The sequence below is a fragment of the Gloeotrichia echinulata CP02 genome (assembly GCA_038087035.1).
GTDB classification, from domain to species: Bacteria; Cyanobacteriota; Cyanobacteriia; order Cyanobacteriales; family Nostocaceae; genus Gloeotrichia; species Gloeotrichia echinulata.
In genome coordinates this window covers 2,799,583-2,817,518 of sequence record CP051187.1, presented here as the reverse complement: position 1 = coordinate 2,817,518, position 17,936 = coordinate 2,799,583, and the positions used below count along the sequence as shown (strand labels likewise).

The 17,936-nt window shown below is 42.3% G+C and carries 15 protein-coding genes; 6 read left to right on the top strand and 9 right to left on the bottom strand.

Translation table 11 applies throughout. The features are described 5' to 3' along the window. The first annotated feature begins 59 nt into the window (after nt 1-59). Entirely contained in the window at nt 60-956 is an 897-nt protein-coding gene (gene miaA / locus HEQ19_12465; GenBank protein WYM00213.1) for a tRNA (adenosine(37)-N6)-dimethylallyltransferase MiaA, read from the top strand. Between the two features lie 178 nt (nt 957-1,134). On the opposite strand, the gene HEQ19_12460 is transcribed toward miaA, so the two are convergent. The 3 genes from HEQ19_12460 to HEQ19_12450 all read right to left on the bottom strand — a co-directional run bounded on the left by HEQ19_12460 (nt 1,135) and on the right by HEQ19_12450 (nt 3,840). Continuing rightward, entirely contained in the window at nt 1,135-2,178 is a 1,044-nt protein-coding gene (locus tag HEQ19_12460; protein ID WYM00212.1) for a 3-deoxy-7-phosphoheptulonate synthase, read from the bottom strand. A gap of 286 nt (nt 2,179-2,464) precedes the next feature. Further along, complete coding sequence (locus tag HEQ19_12455) at nt 2,465-2,836, bottom strand: DUF1823 family protein (protein WYM00211.1); 372 nt, start codon at nt 2,834-2,836, stop codon at nt 2,465-2,467. Between the two features lie 26 nt (nt 2,837-2,862). Beyond that, nucleotides 2,863-3,840 (bottom strand): putative 2-dehydropantoate 2-reductase, encoded by a 978-nt coding sequence (locus tag HEQ19_12450; protein WYM00210.1) that lies wholly within the window; start codon nt 3,838-3,840, stop codon nt 2,863-2,865. Between the two features lie 193 nt (nt 3,841-4,033). On the opposite strand from HEQ19_12450, the gene HEQ19_12445 reads away from it, so the two are divergent. The 3 genes from HEQ19_12445 to HEQ19_12435 all read left to right on the top strand — a co-directional run bounded on the left by HEQ19_12445 (nt 4,034) and on the right by HEQ19_12435 (nt 6,253). Then, the gene (locus HEQ19_12445) at nt 4,034-5,272 is read left to right on the top strand and encodes a transposase (protein WYM00209.1); all 1,239 of its coding nucleotides are present in this window, start codon (nt 4,034-4,036) and stop codon (nt 5,270-5,272) included. A gap of 64 nt (nt 5,273-5,336) precedes the next feature. Beyond that, entirely contained in the window at nt 5,337-5,738 is a 402-nt protein-coding gene (locus HEQ19_12440; GenBank protein WYM00208.1) for a fasciclin domain-containing protein, read from the top strand. Between the two features lie 179 nt (nt 5,739-5,917). After that, complete coding sequence (locus HEQ19_12435) at nt 5,918-6,253, top strand: hypothetical protein (GenBank protein ID WYM00207.1); 336 nt, start codon at nt 5,918-5,920, stop codon at nt 6,251-6,253. 856 nt (nt 6,254-7,109) lie between these two features. Here the strand turns inward: HEQ19_12435 and murF are convergent. The 6 genes from murF to radC form a co-directional block, all read right to left on the bottom strand. After that, nucleotides 7,110-8,465 carry a UDP-N-acetylmuramoyl-tripeptide--D-alanyl-D-alanine ligase gene (murF, locus tag HEQ19_12430; protein ID WYM00206.1) on the bottom strand — a complete coding sequence of 452 codons (1,356 nt, stop codon included), beginning with the start codon at nt 8,463-8,465 and terminating at the stop codon, nt 7,110-7,112. A 731-nt stretch (nt 8,466-9,196) separates the two neighbouring features. Further along, nucleotides 9,197-10,363 (bottom strand): transposase, encoded by a 1,167-nt coding sequence (locus tag HEQ19_12425; protein ID WYM00205.1) that lies wholly within the window; start codon nt 10,361-10,363, stop codon nt 9,197-9,199. Nucleotides 10,364-10,583: 220 nt separating this feature from the next. Next, complete coding sequence (locus HEQ19_12420; protein ID WYM00204.1) at nt 10,584-11,849, bottom strand: HhoA/HhoB/HtrA family serine endopeptidase; 1,266 nt, start codon at nt 11,847-11,849, stop codon at nt 10,584-10,586. A 231-nt stretch (nt 11,850-12,080) separates the two neighbouring features. Continuing rightward, the gene (locus HEQ19_12415; protein ID WYM00203.1) at nt 12,081-13,400 is read right to left on the bottom strand and encodes a 50S ribosome-binding GTPase; all 1,320 of its coding nucleotides are present in this window, start codon (nt 13,398-13,400) and stop codon (nt 12,081-12,083) included. Nucleotides 13,401-13,953: 553 nt separating this feature from the next. Next, on the bottom strand, nt 13,954-14,226 hold the full coding sequence (locus HEQ19_12410; GenBank protein WYM00202.2) for a hypothetical protein: 273 nt from the start codon (nt 14,224-14,226) through the stop codon (nt 13,954-13,956). Between the two features lie 82 nt (nt 14,227-14,308). Beyond that, complete coding sequence (radC, locus tag HEQ19_12405; protein WYM00201.1) at nt 14,309-15,037, bottom strand: DNA repair protein RadC; 729 nt, start codon at nt 15,035-15,037, stop codon at nt 14,309-14,311. 771 nt (nt 15,038-15,808) lie between these two features. Here radC and rplI point away from each other — a divergent pair. Together rplI and HEQ19_12395 are read left to right on the top strand one after the other, a co-directional pair. Then, a complete protein-coding gene (gene rplI, locus HEQ19_12400; GenBank protein WYM00200.1) occupies nt 15,809-16,267 on the top strand; it encodes a 50S ribosomal protein L9 in 459 nt (152 codons plus the stop codon). Nucleotides 16,268-16,666: 399 nt separating this feature from the next. Next, on the top strand, nt 16,667-17,926 hold the full coding sequence (locus HEQ19_12395; GenBank protein ID WYM00199.1) for an FAD-dependent hydroxylase: 1,260 nt from the start codon (nt 16,667-16,669) through the stop codon (nt 17,924-17,926). Nucleotides 17,927-17,936 lie beyond the last annotated feature (10 nt).

Sequence of the window (17,936 nt, the reverse complement as noted above, 5' to 3'; positions counted from 1 at the left end):
TGTTGGTTGGGATGGGGAAAGGGGAGATGGAATGACAAATGACAACTGACTAATGACTAATGACTAAATTAATTGTGATTTGTGGGGCTACGGCGACGGGTAAGTCTGGGTTAGGATTGGCTTTGGCTATGCAGTTGAGTTCTGTGATTCTCAGTGCCGATTCTCGACAAGTATATCGTGAGTTTGATATTGGTACGGCTAAACCAACTGTGGCAGAACAAAAATTAGTACCACATTATTTAATTGATATCTGCGCTCCTACAACCATGATGACATTAGCAGATTACCAGCAGAAAACACAAGCGCTAATAGCTTCAATTTCTACTTCCCCACTGTTATTAGTTGGGGGAACTGGTTTATATATACGCTCGATTGTCCAAGGGATGAAAATTCCCAGGGTCGGACCGCAAAAAGAATTGCGATCGCAACTCGAATCTCTTGGTCAAGCTACTCTTTACCCTATATTGCAACAAGTTGATCCGGTTGCAGCACAAAAAATTCATGCTCATGATCTAGTGCGGACTTTAAGGGCTTTAGAGGTATATTATGTCACGGGATATCCAATTTCCGCACAACAAGGCGAGAATCCACCGGATTATCCGATTTTGCAAATTGGCTTAGACTGTGATCCTGAACGGTTAGAATGTCGCATTCACAGGCGTACTGAACAGATGATAGCAGATGGTTTGGTCGCTGAGGTAGAGTATTTGTGTGAAAAATATGGCGCTGATTTGCCATTGTTGAATACTTTGGGTTATCAAGAAATTAAGCAATATCTGGTAGGAGAAACTTCTTTGGAGAAAGCGCAGGAATTAGTAGTTTTGCATACCCGACAATTTGCCAAGCGACAACGTACTTGGTTTCGCGCATATCCCCAAATTGAGTGGTTTGATGTGGATAATCCTGATTTATTAGAGCAGGTTTGGCAGCGAGTAAATGAGTTTATTAATAACTAAGTGGGCAAACATAAATTCTACAGTTGTTGGTTGTCATTTGTCATCACTGATAAAAACGTCGCAAATAGAATACGTGGTAGGGGCGCAAGGCCTTGCGCCCGTATTCTGTAGGCTTTGCGCCCGTATTCTGTAGGCTTTGCGCCCCCATTCTGTAGGCTTTGCATGAAAATTGCCAAAATTATTTCAGCTTCTCATATGCTGCTAAAATTATTCTTTCTGTTTCCTCCCAGCTAATACATTTGTCAGTCACGGAAACACCATACTTTAATTCCTCTTTTTTACAATTAATTGGTTGATTACCTGCATACAAATTCGATTCCAGCATCATGCCAACTATTGATGTATTGCCATCTACTATTTGTTGAATAACATTTTCCAATACGGAAGATTGTAATTTGTAATCTTTATTTGTATTGCCATGACTACAGTCGATGACAATTCTTGGTTGTAACTTTGCTTCTTTGAGTTTTTCTTCCACAAATGTGACATTTTCAGCATCAAAGTTAGGTTGATTACCACCCCTTAAAATAACATGCCCATAGGCATTACCTTTAGTTTGAAATACGCTGACTTGTCCGTTTTGATTTATTCCCAAAAAATTGTGAGGTTTGCTCGCAGATTGTAGGGCATTTAAAGCCACTTGGATATTACCATCTGTGCCGTTTTTAAACCCCACAGGCATCGAAAGTCCACTGGCCATTTCTCGGTGAGTTTGTGATTCTGTCGTGCGGGCGCCAATTGCCGACCATGCAATCAATTCACTAATGTACTGTGGTATGATTGGATCTAGGGCTTCTGTAGCAGCAGGTAATCCTAATTCAGCAATTTGTATCAGTAGGCTACGGGCAAGTAATAACCCATCTTCTACATGGAAAGAATCATCCATTTCTGGATCATTAATTAATCCTTTCCACCCTACCGTTGTTCTTGGTTTTTCAAAGTATACCCGCATGATTAACAGCAGCTTATTCTCGACTTTTTGGGCTAAAGTCTTCAGTTTGTCTGAATATTCCAGCGCTGCTTTTGGATCATGGATTGAGCATGGACCTACTACAATAAATTTTCTTCTATCCTGAAAATCTAGTATTTGTTCTAGTTCCTTCCTAGATTGCAAAACTGTATTTTCAGCCGATTTAGTTAAAGGTAATTTTGTTTTAACTTCTTTTGGAGTTAATAAAACGTGAGAATTCTGGATGTTTATATCAAATAATGGGTGATGCATGAGGGCAAGGGGTGATTTCAGTTATTTTGTTTAATTTTAGAACTTATATACATAGTCTCTCGTAAAAATATAGTATAAAATTATATAGATTAAAAAAAATAAACTTTTCTGTCACATAGATTAATTATTCAAATGAGTTTTGGTCAACAAAGAACTGCTGGTAAGCTAATGTGCGTCCAAATCCCAACCTACCATTTTTAAGTTTTTTGAAGCTCAACCGAGCAGTATTGGAACCGTATTGACTGTTTATTGTTGATTATTGCCCTTGATTCTTGTTTACAATAGTCTAAATAGCTTCAGTTTGCTGTAGATAGCTAAATAACCAATTAGCTGCTGTAGCTCTGCGAGTTTGCCGAGGTCCGAATTCCCCGATTTTGTAACCTTTGAAACCCAGCTTTTCTTTGAGTACTTGTTTATTCTCCGTAGGAATCGAACGAGTCAACTTGACAGTTGCGGGGCGACTATCAATAAAATCAGGTGGTTGTGGGTACTCATCCCGCCATTCTGGTGTTACTTCACTATTATCCCATGTTTCAGTTGAGGCATCGTAGCGATAACCTAAGTAGTACCATACCAACTGATTGACTGTGGTATCATCAAGTTGTTCGTTGAGAATTGCCCAAATTGTTTCGGTATTGAGTGGTGGTAAGTTAGACATAAGCAATTAAAGGGAGCAACGTGATTTTATCGGGTGTTAAAATCTGGGACGTATTTGGAACTCAGCATCGCTGAACTTCTAGCATCCAGAAACTTCAGTTGCTGATAGACACAGGTAATCAGGGGTAAATTCACACCCGCAGCTTGCGCTTTTCGCAATGGGGCGCCAAAAATCGCTTCTACTTCCAAGGGACGGCGTTCATCATAATCAATTTTCATGCTGGTGCGGTAAGGCTTCATCTTGACAGTGTAATCAAGCATTGTTTGAATGAAGCTATTGGGGATGATACGTCCAGAACCCAAAGACCCCGCTATGACTTCAAACATCAACTGTTCAACTAATTGGTGGGTGTGGATATCTGCCATTAATTCATCAGTTCTAGCGTTGAGAATCACAGATAGTCCATTGTAGGGGATATTCCACACCAGTTTTTTCCATCTCCCTAGTAGTAAGTCTTCTGTTAATTCTATAGAAATATCAGCACTAGCAAAATCAGCGGCTATTTGCTGCATCCTCTGTGTTATCCCCGCAGGAGAATAGTTAGCGGTATATTCTCCCAAGGTAATCTGTCCATAATCTAGATGGCGGATATGTCCTGGCCCTACTTTATTGGAACACAGAAAGCACAACCCACCGATAACCCTTACCCTATCAACAATTTGGGCAACTTCTTCTTCAACTCCCAGTCCATTCTGCAATACCAACACCACCCCATCATCTTTAACGATAGGTGGTAACAGCTTCGGCAGTAAATGGTTTTGTGTCGTCTTCAGTGCTACGACCACCACATCGCATTGTGGCATCTTTTCTGTCTCGTTGTAAGCGTTGACTTGAGTTAGGGTGAAGTCACCGTCTTTGGACTCAATGACTAAACCATGTTTGCTGACCTGTTCGTAATCACTTTTCAGCAAATAGTGGACATCCAAACCAGCTTTTTGCAGCTTGGCACCATAAAACCCACCTAATGCACCAGTTCCCAGGATGGCGTATCTAAGCTCGGACATTTTGTCTACAAAGAAATTTTCCTATGGTTATCATAAGACTATTTAACTTAATTTTGTTTCCTAAAAATTCAAAGTGCTTTACCATCCTTTAAAATTTGTTACCGAAAAAATGGGTAAAAGCCCCGTCCTTCTAAGACGGCTTTATATTTTATAATATTGTTTTATGTGCAATATTCCGTGATAAAATCCTCTGATGATAGTCAGAGAAACCAAGCTACTAAACGGAACCCTCGAGCAATACCAAGCTCTTGATGATGCCATTCGCACTGCCCAATTCATTAGAAATAAGGCCCTTCGCTACTGGATGGATAACCAAGGGGTTGGTAAGGCTGACTTATATAAGCTGTGCAAGGACTTAGCACTTGAATTTGACTTTGCTTTAAAGTTAAACTCCGCAGCGCGTCAAGCCAGTGCCGAAAGAGCTTGGGCTGCTATCTCAAGTTTCTATAAACGTTGTAAAAAGCAGGAGAAGAAGAAAGGTTATCCCACGTTTAAAAAGCATTGTCGCTCTGTAGAATATAAAGTATCAGGCTGGAAACTATCTGATGATTGCAAGATTATTACTTTCACGGATGGCTTTAAGGTTGGGTCTTTATCTGTATTCTGCAATTCATCCACGCGAGAAGACCTTCATAGACTTAAAATTAATCGTGTCCGGGTAATCAGAAGGGCGGATGGGTATTATGCCCAATTCTGTTTTGACGCTGACCGTAAAGAAGTTGGGAAATTCACTGGTAATGTCGTTGGGTTAGATTTAGGGTTAAAATATTTCACTAAAGACCAAAATGATAATGCTGTAATTTATCCCCAATTCTTGAGAAAGTCTGAGCGTAGACTAGCCAAAGCTCAGAAACGGTTGAGTAAAAAGTTTGTTAAAGGCAAAAAACCTCAGTCAATTAATTATCACAAGTCGCGGAAACGATTAGGTAAAGTTCATCTAAAAATCCAAAGACAGCGTAAAGATTGGGCTATAAAGCAAGCCCGATGCGTAGTGACATCTAACGATGTTGTAGTCTATGAAAATTTGAAGATTGCGAACATGGTCAAAAATCATCATTTGGCTAAATCGATTTCTGACGCTAGTTGGTATCAGTTCACTCAATGGCTAGACTACTACGGAAAAATCTGGGATAAGGTAGTGGTAGCAGTAACGCCCGCTTACACCTCCCAAGATTGCTCTAATTGCGGACATAGGGTGAAAAAGTCACTCAGCACCCGAACTCATTCATGTTATAACTGTGGGGTTGAAATATGCCGTGATACGAACGCGGCAATTAATATCCTCAAAAAAGGAATGAAGATATTAGGAGTTGCGTGGCAAAATAACAGTACCCAAGGGCATTGGGAATCTGCATCGCCAGATGAAAAGCATGGGGAGAAGACCGCCAATACTATTGATGGGAAACTTGATATAGCAAGCGGATTTCTGTGAACCATGAATTAGAATCCCCGTGCGTTCACGCCGGGGAGTATGTCAAATAGATTAGGTGAAATATATGGCTGATATAGTTGATATTGCTGTTAGCGCCGATGCTTTCAAGACTCTGGTGGTTGCTGTGCAAGCTGCTGGTCTAGTCGAAACATTAAAAAGTCCTGGTCCATTCACTGTTTTTGCGCCAAATGATGATGCTTTTGCCAAGTTACCCCCAGGAACTATCCAAACTCTAGTGCAGAATATCCCCCAACTAACACGAATTTTAAAATATCATGTCGTTCCCGGCAAGCTGTTGCAGGCGGATTTGGCAAAACTCGGTACTGTGACTTCTGTGGAAGGTTCACCCATTAAAATTAATTGTGCCGATGGTTTTGAAGTCAAAAATGCCACGGTTTTAGCAGCAGATATTGAAGCTGATAACGGTGTGATCCATGTGATCGATACAGTGATTTTAATGGGTTAATAGTACTATGGTGGGTATGTCCCACCATAGTACTATTAGCGACTTCAAAACAGCAGGCATTACTTTAATTTATATTAAATTATGGCTGCGCTTATTTCATCTGTATGCTATTTATTAATTGCATTTTTTGAAAAAATATTAAATCTGTTATAGACTAAGAATATTATCCCAACAAATTGATGCTCGATTTCAACACCTTAGCTGAGTTCTCTCGCGCCAACTGTGTGGGTATTTGTGCCTTCCTCGTACCCGCAAACTTGCTGGCCACATTGTTGACAATCATCCTCACAGTACAACATCGCCCATCACATCAAGTGTGGAAATCTGTGGGAATCGCCAGTATTTTTGCTTTCGTGATGATAGTGCATGTATATACTTGGTTCATCATTGGCGTGGTAATGGCTCCAACTTATATCTTGCTGTCCCTAGCAATCACTTGTATGCTGATTAATTTGGCAGCACTAGTTTGGCAAAGACGCTACCCTAATATTCCCAGTCTCTCCAACCACGCCTAATAAAGCAGTCTTGAATCATTAATCAAAACTTAGATACCCGAATTCTTTTAGAAGTCGGGTGTCTAAATATCGTGAATTTTCACAATTCAAGTAGCCATCATCAACTCCGTACACCAGGAGACATGAAAAAAACTTCTGATTCCCCTCCTTGCTTGCGCTTAGGGGCTAGGGCTGGGGTTTTATTTTCAAGTCAGATAGATATAGTTTGGAAAACTTCCAGACATAAATTCCTGAATTATGTCTAAACATTTAGCTATATAAATTACTGTCTTACAGCGTTTTTTCAGTAAATAGACCACGCTGTAGAGGGACAAAAATTAATTTATCTTCATGCTCAATTCCATGAGCTACATCGGTAGGAACACAACATTATTGTACCCTGAGATTGTTACTAACAATAGCTGATATTCCATATCTGAAGCTGAAAAATGGGCTGAGTTTGCAAGTAACATTTTGACAGAGATCAAGGACATAATTCATCTATTTATGTCTATACAGTTAACTTTAGAGGCTTGAATAATCCAGTCTAGTCATCAAAAATAAAGACAGCATCTAACAACTTGTAGGCGCTCTTGGTGACAATTTAACCTTATCCAATGTCCACAGTCCGCGCAAGCGGACTTTATTTATGTGCCTGGTAGGGTCTTGGAAGCCAGGATTTACAGCCATTTTCAGGTAAATAGACCACGCTTTTGGGGCGCAAAGCCTTGCGCCCCTACGGAGATATTTTGTGATCATTGTGATTAATTAACAGTTAACATCTCTGACAATTTGTGAAAAGCTAATGGCTAATTGCACCTTTAGCCATTAGCTATTCTTCATTACCTATTACCTATTATCCCAAGGACTAGCAAATTTAGCCGGGAAATTCTGCACGCAATTGATTGACAACCAGATCCAGTCCTACGGAATGGGCGGCTTTGAACAGTAAGCGATCGCCTGCTTTGACAAATGTCTTTAATCTGGCTACCAATTCCGCATGAGTGGCAAAACACTCTGATGGGATACCCTCAGCACTGTGGGCGATCGCTTCTGCATCTTTGCCATCAACCAAAACCAACAACCCGTCTAATTTCAACTTTCGCGCTGTTTCTCCTACTCGTTGGTGTAACTGCGGCGATCGCTCTCCTAATTCTTTCATTGCACCCAACACGGCGATTTTGCGTTTTCCTGGTGTCTCGGCTAACAATTGCAATGCTGCCAACATAGCTTCTGGTGCAGCATTGTAAGTCTCATCTAAGATTACCACATCATTGGGCAAAGCAAACCGCTGCGATCGCCCTGTCGGCATATTCACCATCACACCTGCTTGCAGGGATGACCAATCAATCAAGAGCACCTTCGCCACCGCCAAAGCCGCTAAAAAATTAGTCGCATTGTGACGACCAACCAGAGGTAAAGGTAGTTGAATTCCTCCTACTTTCAGAGTCTGGTGATCAATCAATTGTCCTTGAATATCGCCGCCTGACAAACCATAAGTCAGAACTTCTCCTGACCATACCTTCGCTGCTGTTTCCATCAATAGGGGGTTGTCGTGGTTGAGAATTGCTACACTATTAGCAGGCATTTCGGCTAATAGCTCACATTTTGCACAGGCGATCGCTTCTTCCGAACCCAATAACTCAATATGTGCAGTTCCCACATTGGTAATCACGCCCATTGTCGGCCGCGCTATGTGTGTCAGTTCCGCAATTTGACCTTTACCCCGCATCGCCATTTCAATCACAGCATAGTCATGTTCTGCACCCAGTTCTAAAAGAGTTTTCGGTACACCAATTTCATTATTGAAATTACCATAAGTCTTGTGGACTCTTCCTTGGGTCGCCAAAACCGCCGCGATGAGTTCCTTAGTCGTAGTTTTACCCACCGAACCCGTTACCCCAATCACCGGGATATCGAAGCGATCGCGCCACCATCTAGCAATTTTCTGATATGCTTCTAGAGTATTTCTGACCTGCAATACCGGCAATCCTGGATTTTCGTAGTCAAAATCAACAATTGCAGCCACAGCACCGTTAGCGATCGCAGTTGACACAAATTCGTGTCCATCAAACTTCTCACCTCGTAAAGCCAAAAAGACTTCCCCAGGCTTCAAAATACGTGTGTCTGTTTGTACACCACGGCTTACTTGTGTTAGGGCATTTGCAGATAAATTGACAGGCTGGGCTAAAAGAACTTCAAGCAGTTGGGTTAGGGTGGCAGAGCAAGGCATAATAGTCCAGGTTGTTGCAAAGGATAGGTTACTGAGGATTCCCGAAGCAAAAAGCGTTCAGATGTTCATCCTATAATTCTTGTGTGAATAATATAAAGTACTGGGGTTAACATTTTTATAGGTTCTTGTCAACTTTAATTACAATTTATACAAAAGCTGCGATGGGGCGATGGGGAAAACTGACAACTGACAACTGACAAATGACAAATGACCAATGACAAATGACCAATCACCTATATCAATTTGGCATTTTGGCAGATTTTTTCATAGAACCTCGCTCTAAGTGGGAAACTCAGTGGCTTTAGCCCGCTCGTGGGAAACGACTCTTTAACTTTAGTCGCTGTGGTTTTCTGATATGCTTAAGAAGCAAGTAGGGCAACTTCAACGTGTTGAACCATTCCTAGTTCGGTGAAATCCCGGCTACTTAGTACACCTATTAAAGGCAACACAAAAAGACTTGTAATGTCAGGATGGTGAGCGTACCGGATTGGCAAGCGTGATAGACGTAGGATCGCAATTTAACAAAAAAAGTAAGCGCAATTGCAATACCTTTGGGTAGTTGTTTTGAGCGTCTAGGGGGATACTTGACTATCCCTTTTAAGCAAGTCTTAAAGAATCTCAGTGTCTTTAGACCTGAGAGTGTCAATATTCGGTTGCTATCTTGAAGTTCGCGAATGTCTTTGTGCGACAATACCGACTTGCAGAATCCGATCCAAAAAAGCTAACAAATGCTAACAAATGTCCGCTTTTTCTTCCTGCTTCAACCTGGAAGTGTCGGCACTATCCAGTCCACAGGCTAACACGGTCAATCTCACCGCTTCTTTTCTTAAATTAATAGCAGCATTCAAATCTCTATTACACTCAAAACCGCAGTTATCACACTGGAACACTCTTTGAGACAGTGACAAAGATGATTTTTTCTCACCACAACTAGAGCAAGTTTTACTACTAGGATAAAATCTATCCACAATGACTAACTTGCTCCCATATAGTTGAGTCTTGTATTCTAACTGACGACGAAACTCATAAAAACCCATATCAGCTATAGCTTTAGACAACTTACCATTAGCTAACATCCCTGATACATTTAAATCTTCTATCCCTATGACTGCGTGGTTTTTGCTGATATAGGTGGTGATTTTATGTAATGTGTCTTTCCGAATGTTGGCTATTTTTTGGTGTAGTCTGGCTATTTTTATTTGTGTTTTTCTATAATTACTTGAACCCACTTGTTTATGCCGATTCAAGTATTGCATTTTCGCTAGTTTTTCCTCAGACTTTTTATAACTTTTTGCTCCTTCAAATACTTCTGTTGTTGATAATATTGCCAGATGATTTATACCTAAGTCAACTCCGACAAATTCTTCCTTTTTCGGGGTTTTGCTGGTTTCTAATTCTATTTTCCAGGAAATAAACCACTTATTAGCTTGTTTACTGATTGTGACTGATTTTGGTTTATATCCAAACGATAAAAGTTCATAGGTTTTCAACCACCCAATTACTGGAACTCTTATCTTCTTATGGTCTATGTGAATTGCTCCATCTAATGTAAAAGAATCATTTCTACCTTTTTTCTTAAAGTTGGGAAACCCTTTAACTTTGTTGAAAAAAGATTTAAAGGCATCTGACAAATATCTTAATGCGTACTGAGGAGCGCATTTTGATACTTCATAATACCAAGGATGGGTAGATTTAACTGCTGCTACTAACCATTTATGTAAATCTATGGCTGTAGGAAATTTAATTTTCTCATCAGGGTTTGTCCGATTATGTATGAGTACCTGTTGACATAATGCTAAACCTTGATTCCACGCATGTCTGGCTACTCCTGCGTGTTGTGCCAGTAGTAGACGTTGTTGTTTGTTTACCTTCAGTTGTGTCTTGAATCCTAGTATCATGATTGTATTTTACAGCCAAATGCCAAAGTAGTTACTCATAGCAGATGACTTGGCGTCGGAGCATAAGTGATTAATTGGTAGTAATTGTTAACTTTTCTGTTACTGTTGATTAACCCTCGGCTCACTACCGAGGGTATTTTTTTTTGATTAACAACAAGCCAAAAAAAAAGGACAAGCCGAAAAGCCCATCCCCCAAAATTAACCTTTATCTGTAATATAATTATTGTACTCTGGTGGGGAAAGCACCGGGACGGACAGCTAAGTTGAGATTTTGCCCATTGCGGCGTAACTCCAAGCGCAAATCTCCCCCAACTTGGCTACTTTCTACCAGCTTTTGGACACTGGTGGCGTCTGTCACAGCTTGACCATTCAGCCTTTGAATCACGTCACCAGCACGTATTCCGGCTTTGGCTGCTGGTGAGTTGGGTATAACTTTCACCACTAAGACACCTTTATCTTCATTCACCACCAAACCGCTGTTAGGGTCTGAGTTGATGTTTTGCTTTAACTCAGGTGTCAACGCGATCATCTGAATTCCCAGATAAGGATGTTGTACTCTACCTGTAGATATTAATTGATTAGAAATCCGTTGTGCTGTGTTGATGGGAATGGCAAAGCCTAATCCTTGCGCTCCCTGAATAATAGCAGTATTCATGCCAATTACTTCACCACGGGCATTTAGCAGTGGTCCACCGGAATTACCGGGGTTAATTGCGGCGTCAGTTTGAATAAATTCTACTCGCTTATCAGCTGCGCCAATTTGATTACTAGTGCGTCCAGTGGCACTGATAATTCCCGTAGTTACGGTATTATCTAGACCGAGGGGATTACCAATAGCGATCGCCCATTGTCCTGGTTGTAGTTGGTCAGAATTACCCACGGTGACTGTCGGTAAATTATTCGCCTCAATCTTCACCACCGCCACATCTGTTAATTCATCTCTCCCTACTACCTTACCAGGTAAGCTGCGCCCATCCTTGAGGATGACTGTCACCTTATCAGCGCCATCAACTACGTGGGCGTTGGTTAATATCCGACCATCGGTGCTGATAATAAAGCCGGAACCACTACCCCGTTGTACCCGCCTTTCCGGTTGCGTGGGTAATTGGGAGCCAAAAAAGCGGCGGAAAAATGGATCGTTAAACTCTTCTGGGACTTGAGTTCTCACTGTGCGCGATGAATTAATCCGCACCACCGCAGGTCCGACCCTTTGCACAACTTCTGTAATAAAATTAGGATCTGTGGCCGCTGGTAATGGAGGCGCTGCAATTGCTGGAGTCACAGCCAGATTCGATGCATTTTTAGATAGCTGCTGATGATGTCCAGCTAGATAGCCCCCTGCTAATGTCATCCCAGACCCCAGCAACACCAGCGATAGAGAAGCAGCTGCTGTAGACCAAAGTGCAGGATGATGGTTTTTAGCGTCAGTAGCGTTAACTGATATTTTGTTTGAGAGATTATCCCCGTCGCGTGGTTCGTTTTGCATTTTCTGTCTGGAAGGATATTTATATATGTACTACTAATTAATATAGATATTATTTTTGACGGTTTTGTTGCAGGGATATGGCATCGGTGTGAAGAGTTGGAAATTTTACCGATTTTTTCACTAGGTTTGAGAAAAAATCCCTTTTTTATCTCCTATCTCTGTGTCTTGGTAGTTAAATAAAATACTTTTTTTTAACCTCAGAGTCCGCAGAGAGCGCAGAGAGCGTAAGTCCTAGAACCGTTCTTTTGCTGCTTTAAACGCTTGTTGCATCACCGCTTGAATTTTTTCAGGATCAGGTTTATTACCGCCCATTAAATCACCAAAATAAACACAGGCGGTTTCCCCTAAAGACCAAGTATAAGCCGCAGCCCAAGAAGCTGCAATCACACTACCGAAACCAGGGACAAATTTGATTAACTCCCGCGCCACAGCCTGGGCGAGAAAACCACCAGCGATCGCACTCACAACACCCCCCGCCTGTGATGGTGTCAGCGTTTGGCCGTATAATTTACCTAGCAGTCCTACCATCGATACTTGCAAGGCAGTCAGCACAGGCATTGTGGCGAAAGGTAGGGGCACAGCCGCTAGGGTAGCGGCGATGATGGCAAATGCTAGGGTATAACGCCGTCCAGTATCTCTGTACAGGTTCCCCAGTTGCTTGCTAGTTTCGTCTCGATCCAATAATTGATAGATAGCACGGGCTTCTGCTTCTGGTAGTAGGTCGGCTATTGTATTTGTCAGCGCCTCTAATCCGTAAAATATAGGATGATAACCGTCTTCTTCTAAGGTAAAATCGATGAGGATAGATTTATCAGACACTCCTTTAAACCCTTCCCCAATGGCGGTGAATGCCCGATTCACCTCGGCAAAATCCGGTGGATAGGCAGGATGATCGGCAGTATCGGGGGGATAAACCTCATGCAAGCACGTAACCGCCAGCAAACAGGGAATATCTGGATATTTCTGACGCAACTGTTGAGCAATTTGTCGCAGGGTCTCTGTGGCGAAATCATTGATTTTCACAGTCAAAATCAAGACTCTGGCGCGGCGACTCGACTGTTGTAAATCTCCCACCAACTCCTGAATAATTGTCTGTGTATCCTGATTCACATCTCCCAATCCTACCGTATCAGTAAAAATTAGTAAAGGTAGGTCTGAGGAAGGATAGGCGTAGCGTTGTGTATGCTGCGTGTGGGGACGAAATCCCTGACCGACAATCTCGGCGGAAACACCAGTCAAACCCCGCACAATTGAACTTTTCCCTGCTTGGGGCTTACCAATCAGCAGAGCTTCTGTGGTCGGTAATTCAGCCCGGACTGTCTCCAAAATCTCTGCTACCTGGTCTTCGCTGACGCTAAACCATCTAATAACCGTCTGTGCTAATTGGTCTACGGGTAAAAGTTTTGTCAATTGCCCAGTCGCCTGATTCCAAGCCCCAGCTATGCGGTTTTGCCAGGAATCACCACCCGACTTGGTAATCATACCTGTAGTCGTTTCATGGACTTCCTGAGATTCAGCTGACTTGGTTTCAGCATCAAGTTGCTCAGTCATCAGAAAAATGGGTAGAAACCCCGTCCTTCTAGGACGGCTTTACAAACCCCTGACGGGGACTGGTTTTTTAAATGGCGATAAGCCCAGGAAGCCAGCAAAACCTGTTTAAGTCCCTTCCCGCAACACAGATAAGATATCTTGCCTTTACGCAACGCCTAACCAATTAGGCTTGCAGATAGTCCAGACTAGGGAAGTATCTGGAAGTGCGTGCCAACCTGTGTCTCAATGCGGTATTCACCTCTTGCGTTGTCTAAATTGGTTTAGACAATCCTCACCCTTGAAGGGTGAGGTTAGTGAAAGATTCCTACTAATCCTGTCTATTATTTTATCAGGTGAGGACGGCAGCATTTGTCATATAGGAATCATATTTGAATTTTCAAAAAATCTAAATATACGTAGCCAACCACACGCAGGTTTTACTTGGTATTGCCTAGCCTACGTATATTTCAAAAATCAAATAATAGGACTATTTTTTTATTAGTGGTTGTCAAGTGTTAATTTGAGTTATCCGCTATTTGCATTTCTTGTTCATATTGTGCGATCGCCCCTTCAATTATTTCATTCCCACATTTTCCCACATTTCTGATAGGGGTATAGTTTTGCCTGTTAAAGCTTCATGTAAACCTTGCCGAATGCCTTCTATAACTATTTCTGTCGGTGTTTCATCTGGGTCAGTTTCTTCATCTTCCGCAAGTAAGACGATAACGCGAACGCGCTGAGGTTTAATCACTCCTAGGGATTGATCTAATGTAAGTTGTCCACTTTCATTAATTGTGGCAGTGATTTCAATTGCTTTCATAATAGTTAATAGTTGATAGTTACTCATAGCATAACTTTACTTTCAATTTTCCACTGCTGACTGTCAACTGATCACCGAACATCTTGGTGAGGGAAGTCCCCCATCCTCTTCAATCCCCCTGGGGATGCTCTTCCCATAAGGTGGTAATTTCGCGCAAACTCTGGTGATTACCATTACCCAAAATCAGATGATCTAACAGGGGAACGCCTAAAAAATCTGCCCCTGCTAACAATTGGCGCGTCAATTGTATATCTTCAGGACTGGGTTCGATGTTACCAGAAGGATGGTTATGTGCTACTATGACTTGTGCAGCTCCTTGACGAATGACTTCGCGAAAAATTTCCCGGGGAGAAGCCAGGGTTTCGGTGGCGGTGCCAATGCTAATTACTTGGGTGCCCAATAAGCGATTCTTTACATCCAACAGCACCACGGCAAATCTTTCTTTTGTTTGCCACATCAAATCTTGACTGAGGGCGGCTGCAGCGGCTGCAGGACTATCAATAGCTGTACCATCTGGACGAGATTGAAAGGCGCGTTTACCCAATTCAATTGCTGCTAAGATGGTAGTTGCCTTTGCAGGACCTATCCCAGGAATTTGCATTAACTCGGCGGGGCTAGCTTCTCGTAGAATTGCCAAGGGGTCGCGGTGGTGTTTGCCCAATTCGCTTAAAATATATTGCCCTAAACCCACCGCAGATAGTTTTCCTGGCCCTTGACCGGTGCCTAGCAGAATTGCAATTAACTCAGCTGTGGCTAAAACTTTTGGACCATGAGCCATTAACCGCTCACGCGGACGCTCAGTCAGAGGCATATCGGCAATTCTGACGGAATATGTCATAGCAGAACTAGAGAATTGTCACCAAAAATGGAACTATCTTTAGTTATCTCGTGTTTGCTCTACAAATAGTCCATATTTGATCAAATCTTTAATCTTTGCCCCATTTTAAGTTAGTTTTACCATTTCTCTATGAAGCTGTAACTATCGATACGATGATGTCGATATTCGCTTGCAAGTTTTAGCGATTCGCGGAAGGATTACCCCGCCCTTATTTTACCCAAATTAGAAAAATGGGTGATTAATTATCTGGAGTTTATCTAAATAGAAAAAGTCAAATATACCTGTCAGGAATATCATAGGAAGTCGGCGGTTTATCTATCCCCTTCCGATGCCTTTCGGCAAGCTCAGGGGGAGCAAGGGGATGGAGTTTTTTATTTAGAATAGGACTTACGCATTGACAAAAAACACAAAATATGGGCTGCCAAAAAACCGGAGATGTCGTAGGGGTTTAGCATTGCTAAACCCTTACAACGCGGGTCTGTTTACCATCAAAGTAATAATTAATCAAAGCCTGAAACAACGTATTTTGGTAAAAGCATACCATACCAAATTTGTACAGTGCGTAAGTCCTATAGAAGTCCCTAGGGTGCGGAATGTAGGTTCAAAGACCCGCAATAACGCCCGTTGATAATTCTGGCAGCTAATACTTGCGATCGCCCCCTGCCTTTCGCTAGGATCTGTAAGCTTTGGGTATAGGCAACGATGCTTGGGATAAAGTAGCTATACTGCCCAAACCGAAGATAATCAGATTTTACAGGAAAAACGAAAACGATGGCGAAACGTGTGCAGTTAGTGTTAAATCAGGATATTACCAAGCTGGGTAAATTGGGCGACTTGGTAGAAGTAGCTCCCGGCTATGCTCGCAATTACCTGATTCCCCAAAAATTGGCAACCCATGCTACTCCCGGTATTCTCAAACAAGTAGAACGCCGTCGCGAGCAAGAGCGTCAACGCCAATTAGACCTCAGAGAACAAGCTTTAGAGCAAAAAGCAGCTCTGGAAAAAGTTGCTAGTTTGACAATTGCCAAGCAAGTCGGTGAAAACGAAGCCATTTTCGGTACTGTCACCGCCCAAGACGTTGCAGATGCAATTCAAGCAGCGACAAATCAAGAAGTGGATCGCCGTGGTATTACCATTCCCGATATTAACCACCTTGGTACTTACAAAGCCGAAATTAAGCTGCATTCAGAAGTTACAGCCCAAATCGATATTCAAGTCGTCGCCAGCTAATTAGTACTCCATATCATTAGTTTTGATGGCTTGTTTGTAGTTGCGCTTTAGCGCTCTTAAGAGAAAATGCGCTAAAGCGCAACTACAAACAAACACTCAGAATAAAAAAAATTACCTACTTAGGGACTGATAAATAAAAAAATATACAATCGTAGGGTGCGTCAGCAGCGAGAAACTCAAGACATAGCCCGAAGTTATTGGTACTGACCCTCCGAATTTTAGATTTTGGATACTTCGACTTCGCTCAGTACAAGTTTTGGATTTTAGATTTTTGGGGTACAAGCCCTGCTGTGCTTCTGTGTGATCAGTGGGGTTTTGCAATTTTGGCCGCGATTAACTTGCTCTAGAGCAGGCGATCGCGTCACAATAATAGTTAAAACGCTGTAATTTATCTTAACAATGCCGCTAACACAGCTTTTGCAAACCTTCGACTCTCCCCCAGCACCAACAGACAAGGGGGGATATGACTATGATTTGGTGATTGTCGGCGGCTCAATTGTGGGCTTAACCCTGGCTGCTGCTTTACAAGATTCTAGCTTGAGTATATTGCTGATTGAGGCCAAAGTAGCATCAGCAGCGGTAGCCAAGGGACAAGCCTACGCAATTCACATGCTTTCGGCGCTGATTTATCAGGGTATTGGTATTTGGGATAAAATATTACCGCAAATTGCCAAATATAAGCATGTTCGCCTTTCTGACGCCGATTACCCCGAAGTGGTGGAATTTCAAACCACAGATTTAAATACCCCAGAGTTGGGTTATGTGGCGGAACATCAAGCTTTGTTGGCGCCTTTGCAAGAGTTTGTCCAAAGCTGTTCTAATGTAACTTATCTCTGTCCGGCTGAGGTGGTAAATACTCAGTACCACCAGGATATAGCAGCCATAGACATTAAAGTAGCTGGAGATATCAGGACAGTCCGCAGCAAATTAATTGTAGCCGCCGATGGCTCGCGATCGCCCATTCGCCAAGCAGCGGGAATTAAAACCTTGGGCTGGAAATATTGGCAATCATGTATTGTAGCATTTGTCAAACCAGAAAAACCCCACAATGACACCGCCTACGAAAGATTTTGGACTAGTGGACCCTTTGCGATTTTACCATTGCCAGAGAACCGTTGCCGAATTGTGTGGACAGCACCCCACGCCGAAGCCAAAGCCTTATGTGAGTTAGATGATCAGCAATTTTTGGCAGAACTCACCCGGCGTTATGGGAGTCAGATGGGTAAATTAGAATTATTAGGCGATCGCTTTATATTTCCTGTACAATTGATGCAAAGTGATCGCTATGTTCTCCCCCGATTAGCATTAATTGGAGATGCAGCACACAATTGTCATCCTGTCGGCGGACAAGGTTTAAATCTGGGAATTCGAGATGCAGCTGCTTTAGCACAAGTGCTAGAAACAGCGAACAAAGCAGGTAAAGATATTGGTAATATTCAGATACTTAAACACTATGAACGCTGGCGCCAACGCGAGAACCTAGTAATTTTAGGTTTCACAGATTTGCTAGATCGGATATTTTCTAACAACTTCTTACCCCTGTTAATTGTTCGTCGCTTGGGTCTATGGATTATGCGCCGAGTACCAGCACTCAAATTATTTACACTCAAGTTGATGATTGGTTTAAAGGGACGCACTCCAGAATTAGCAAAACGTTGACGGTTGACTT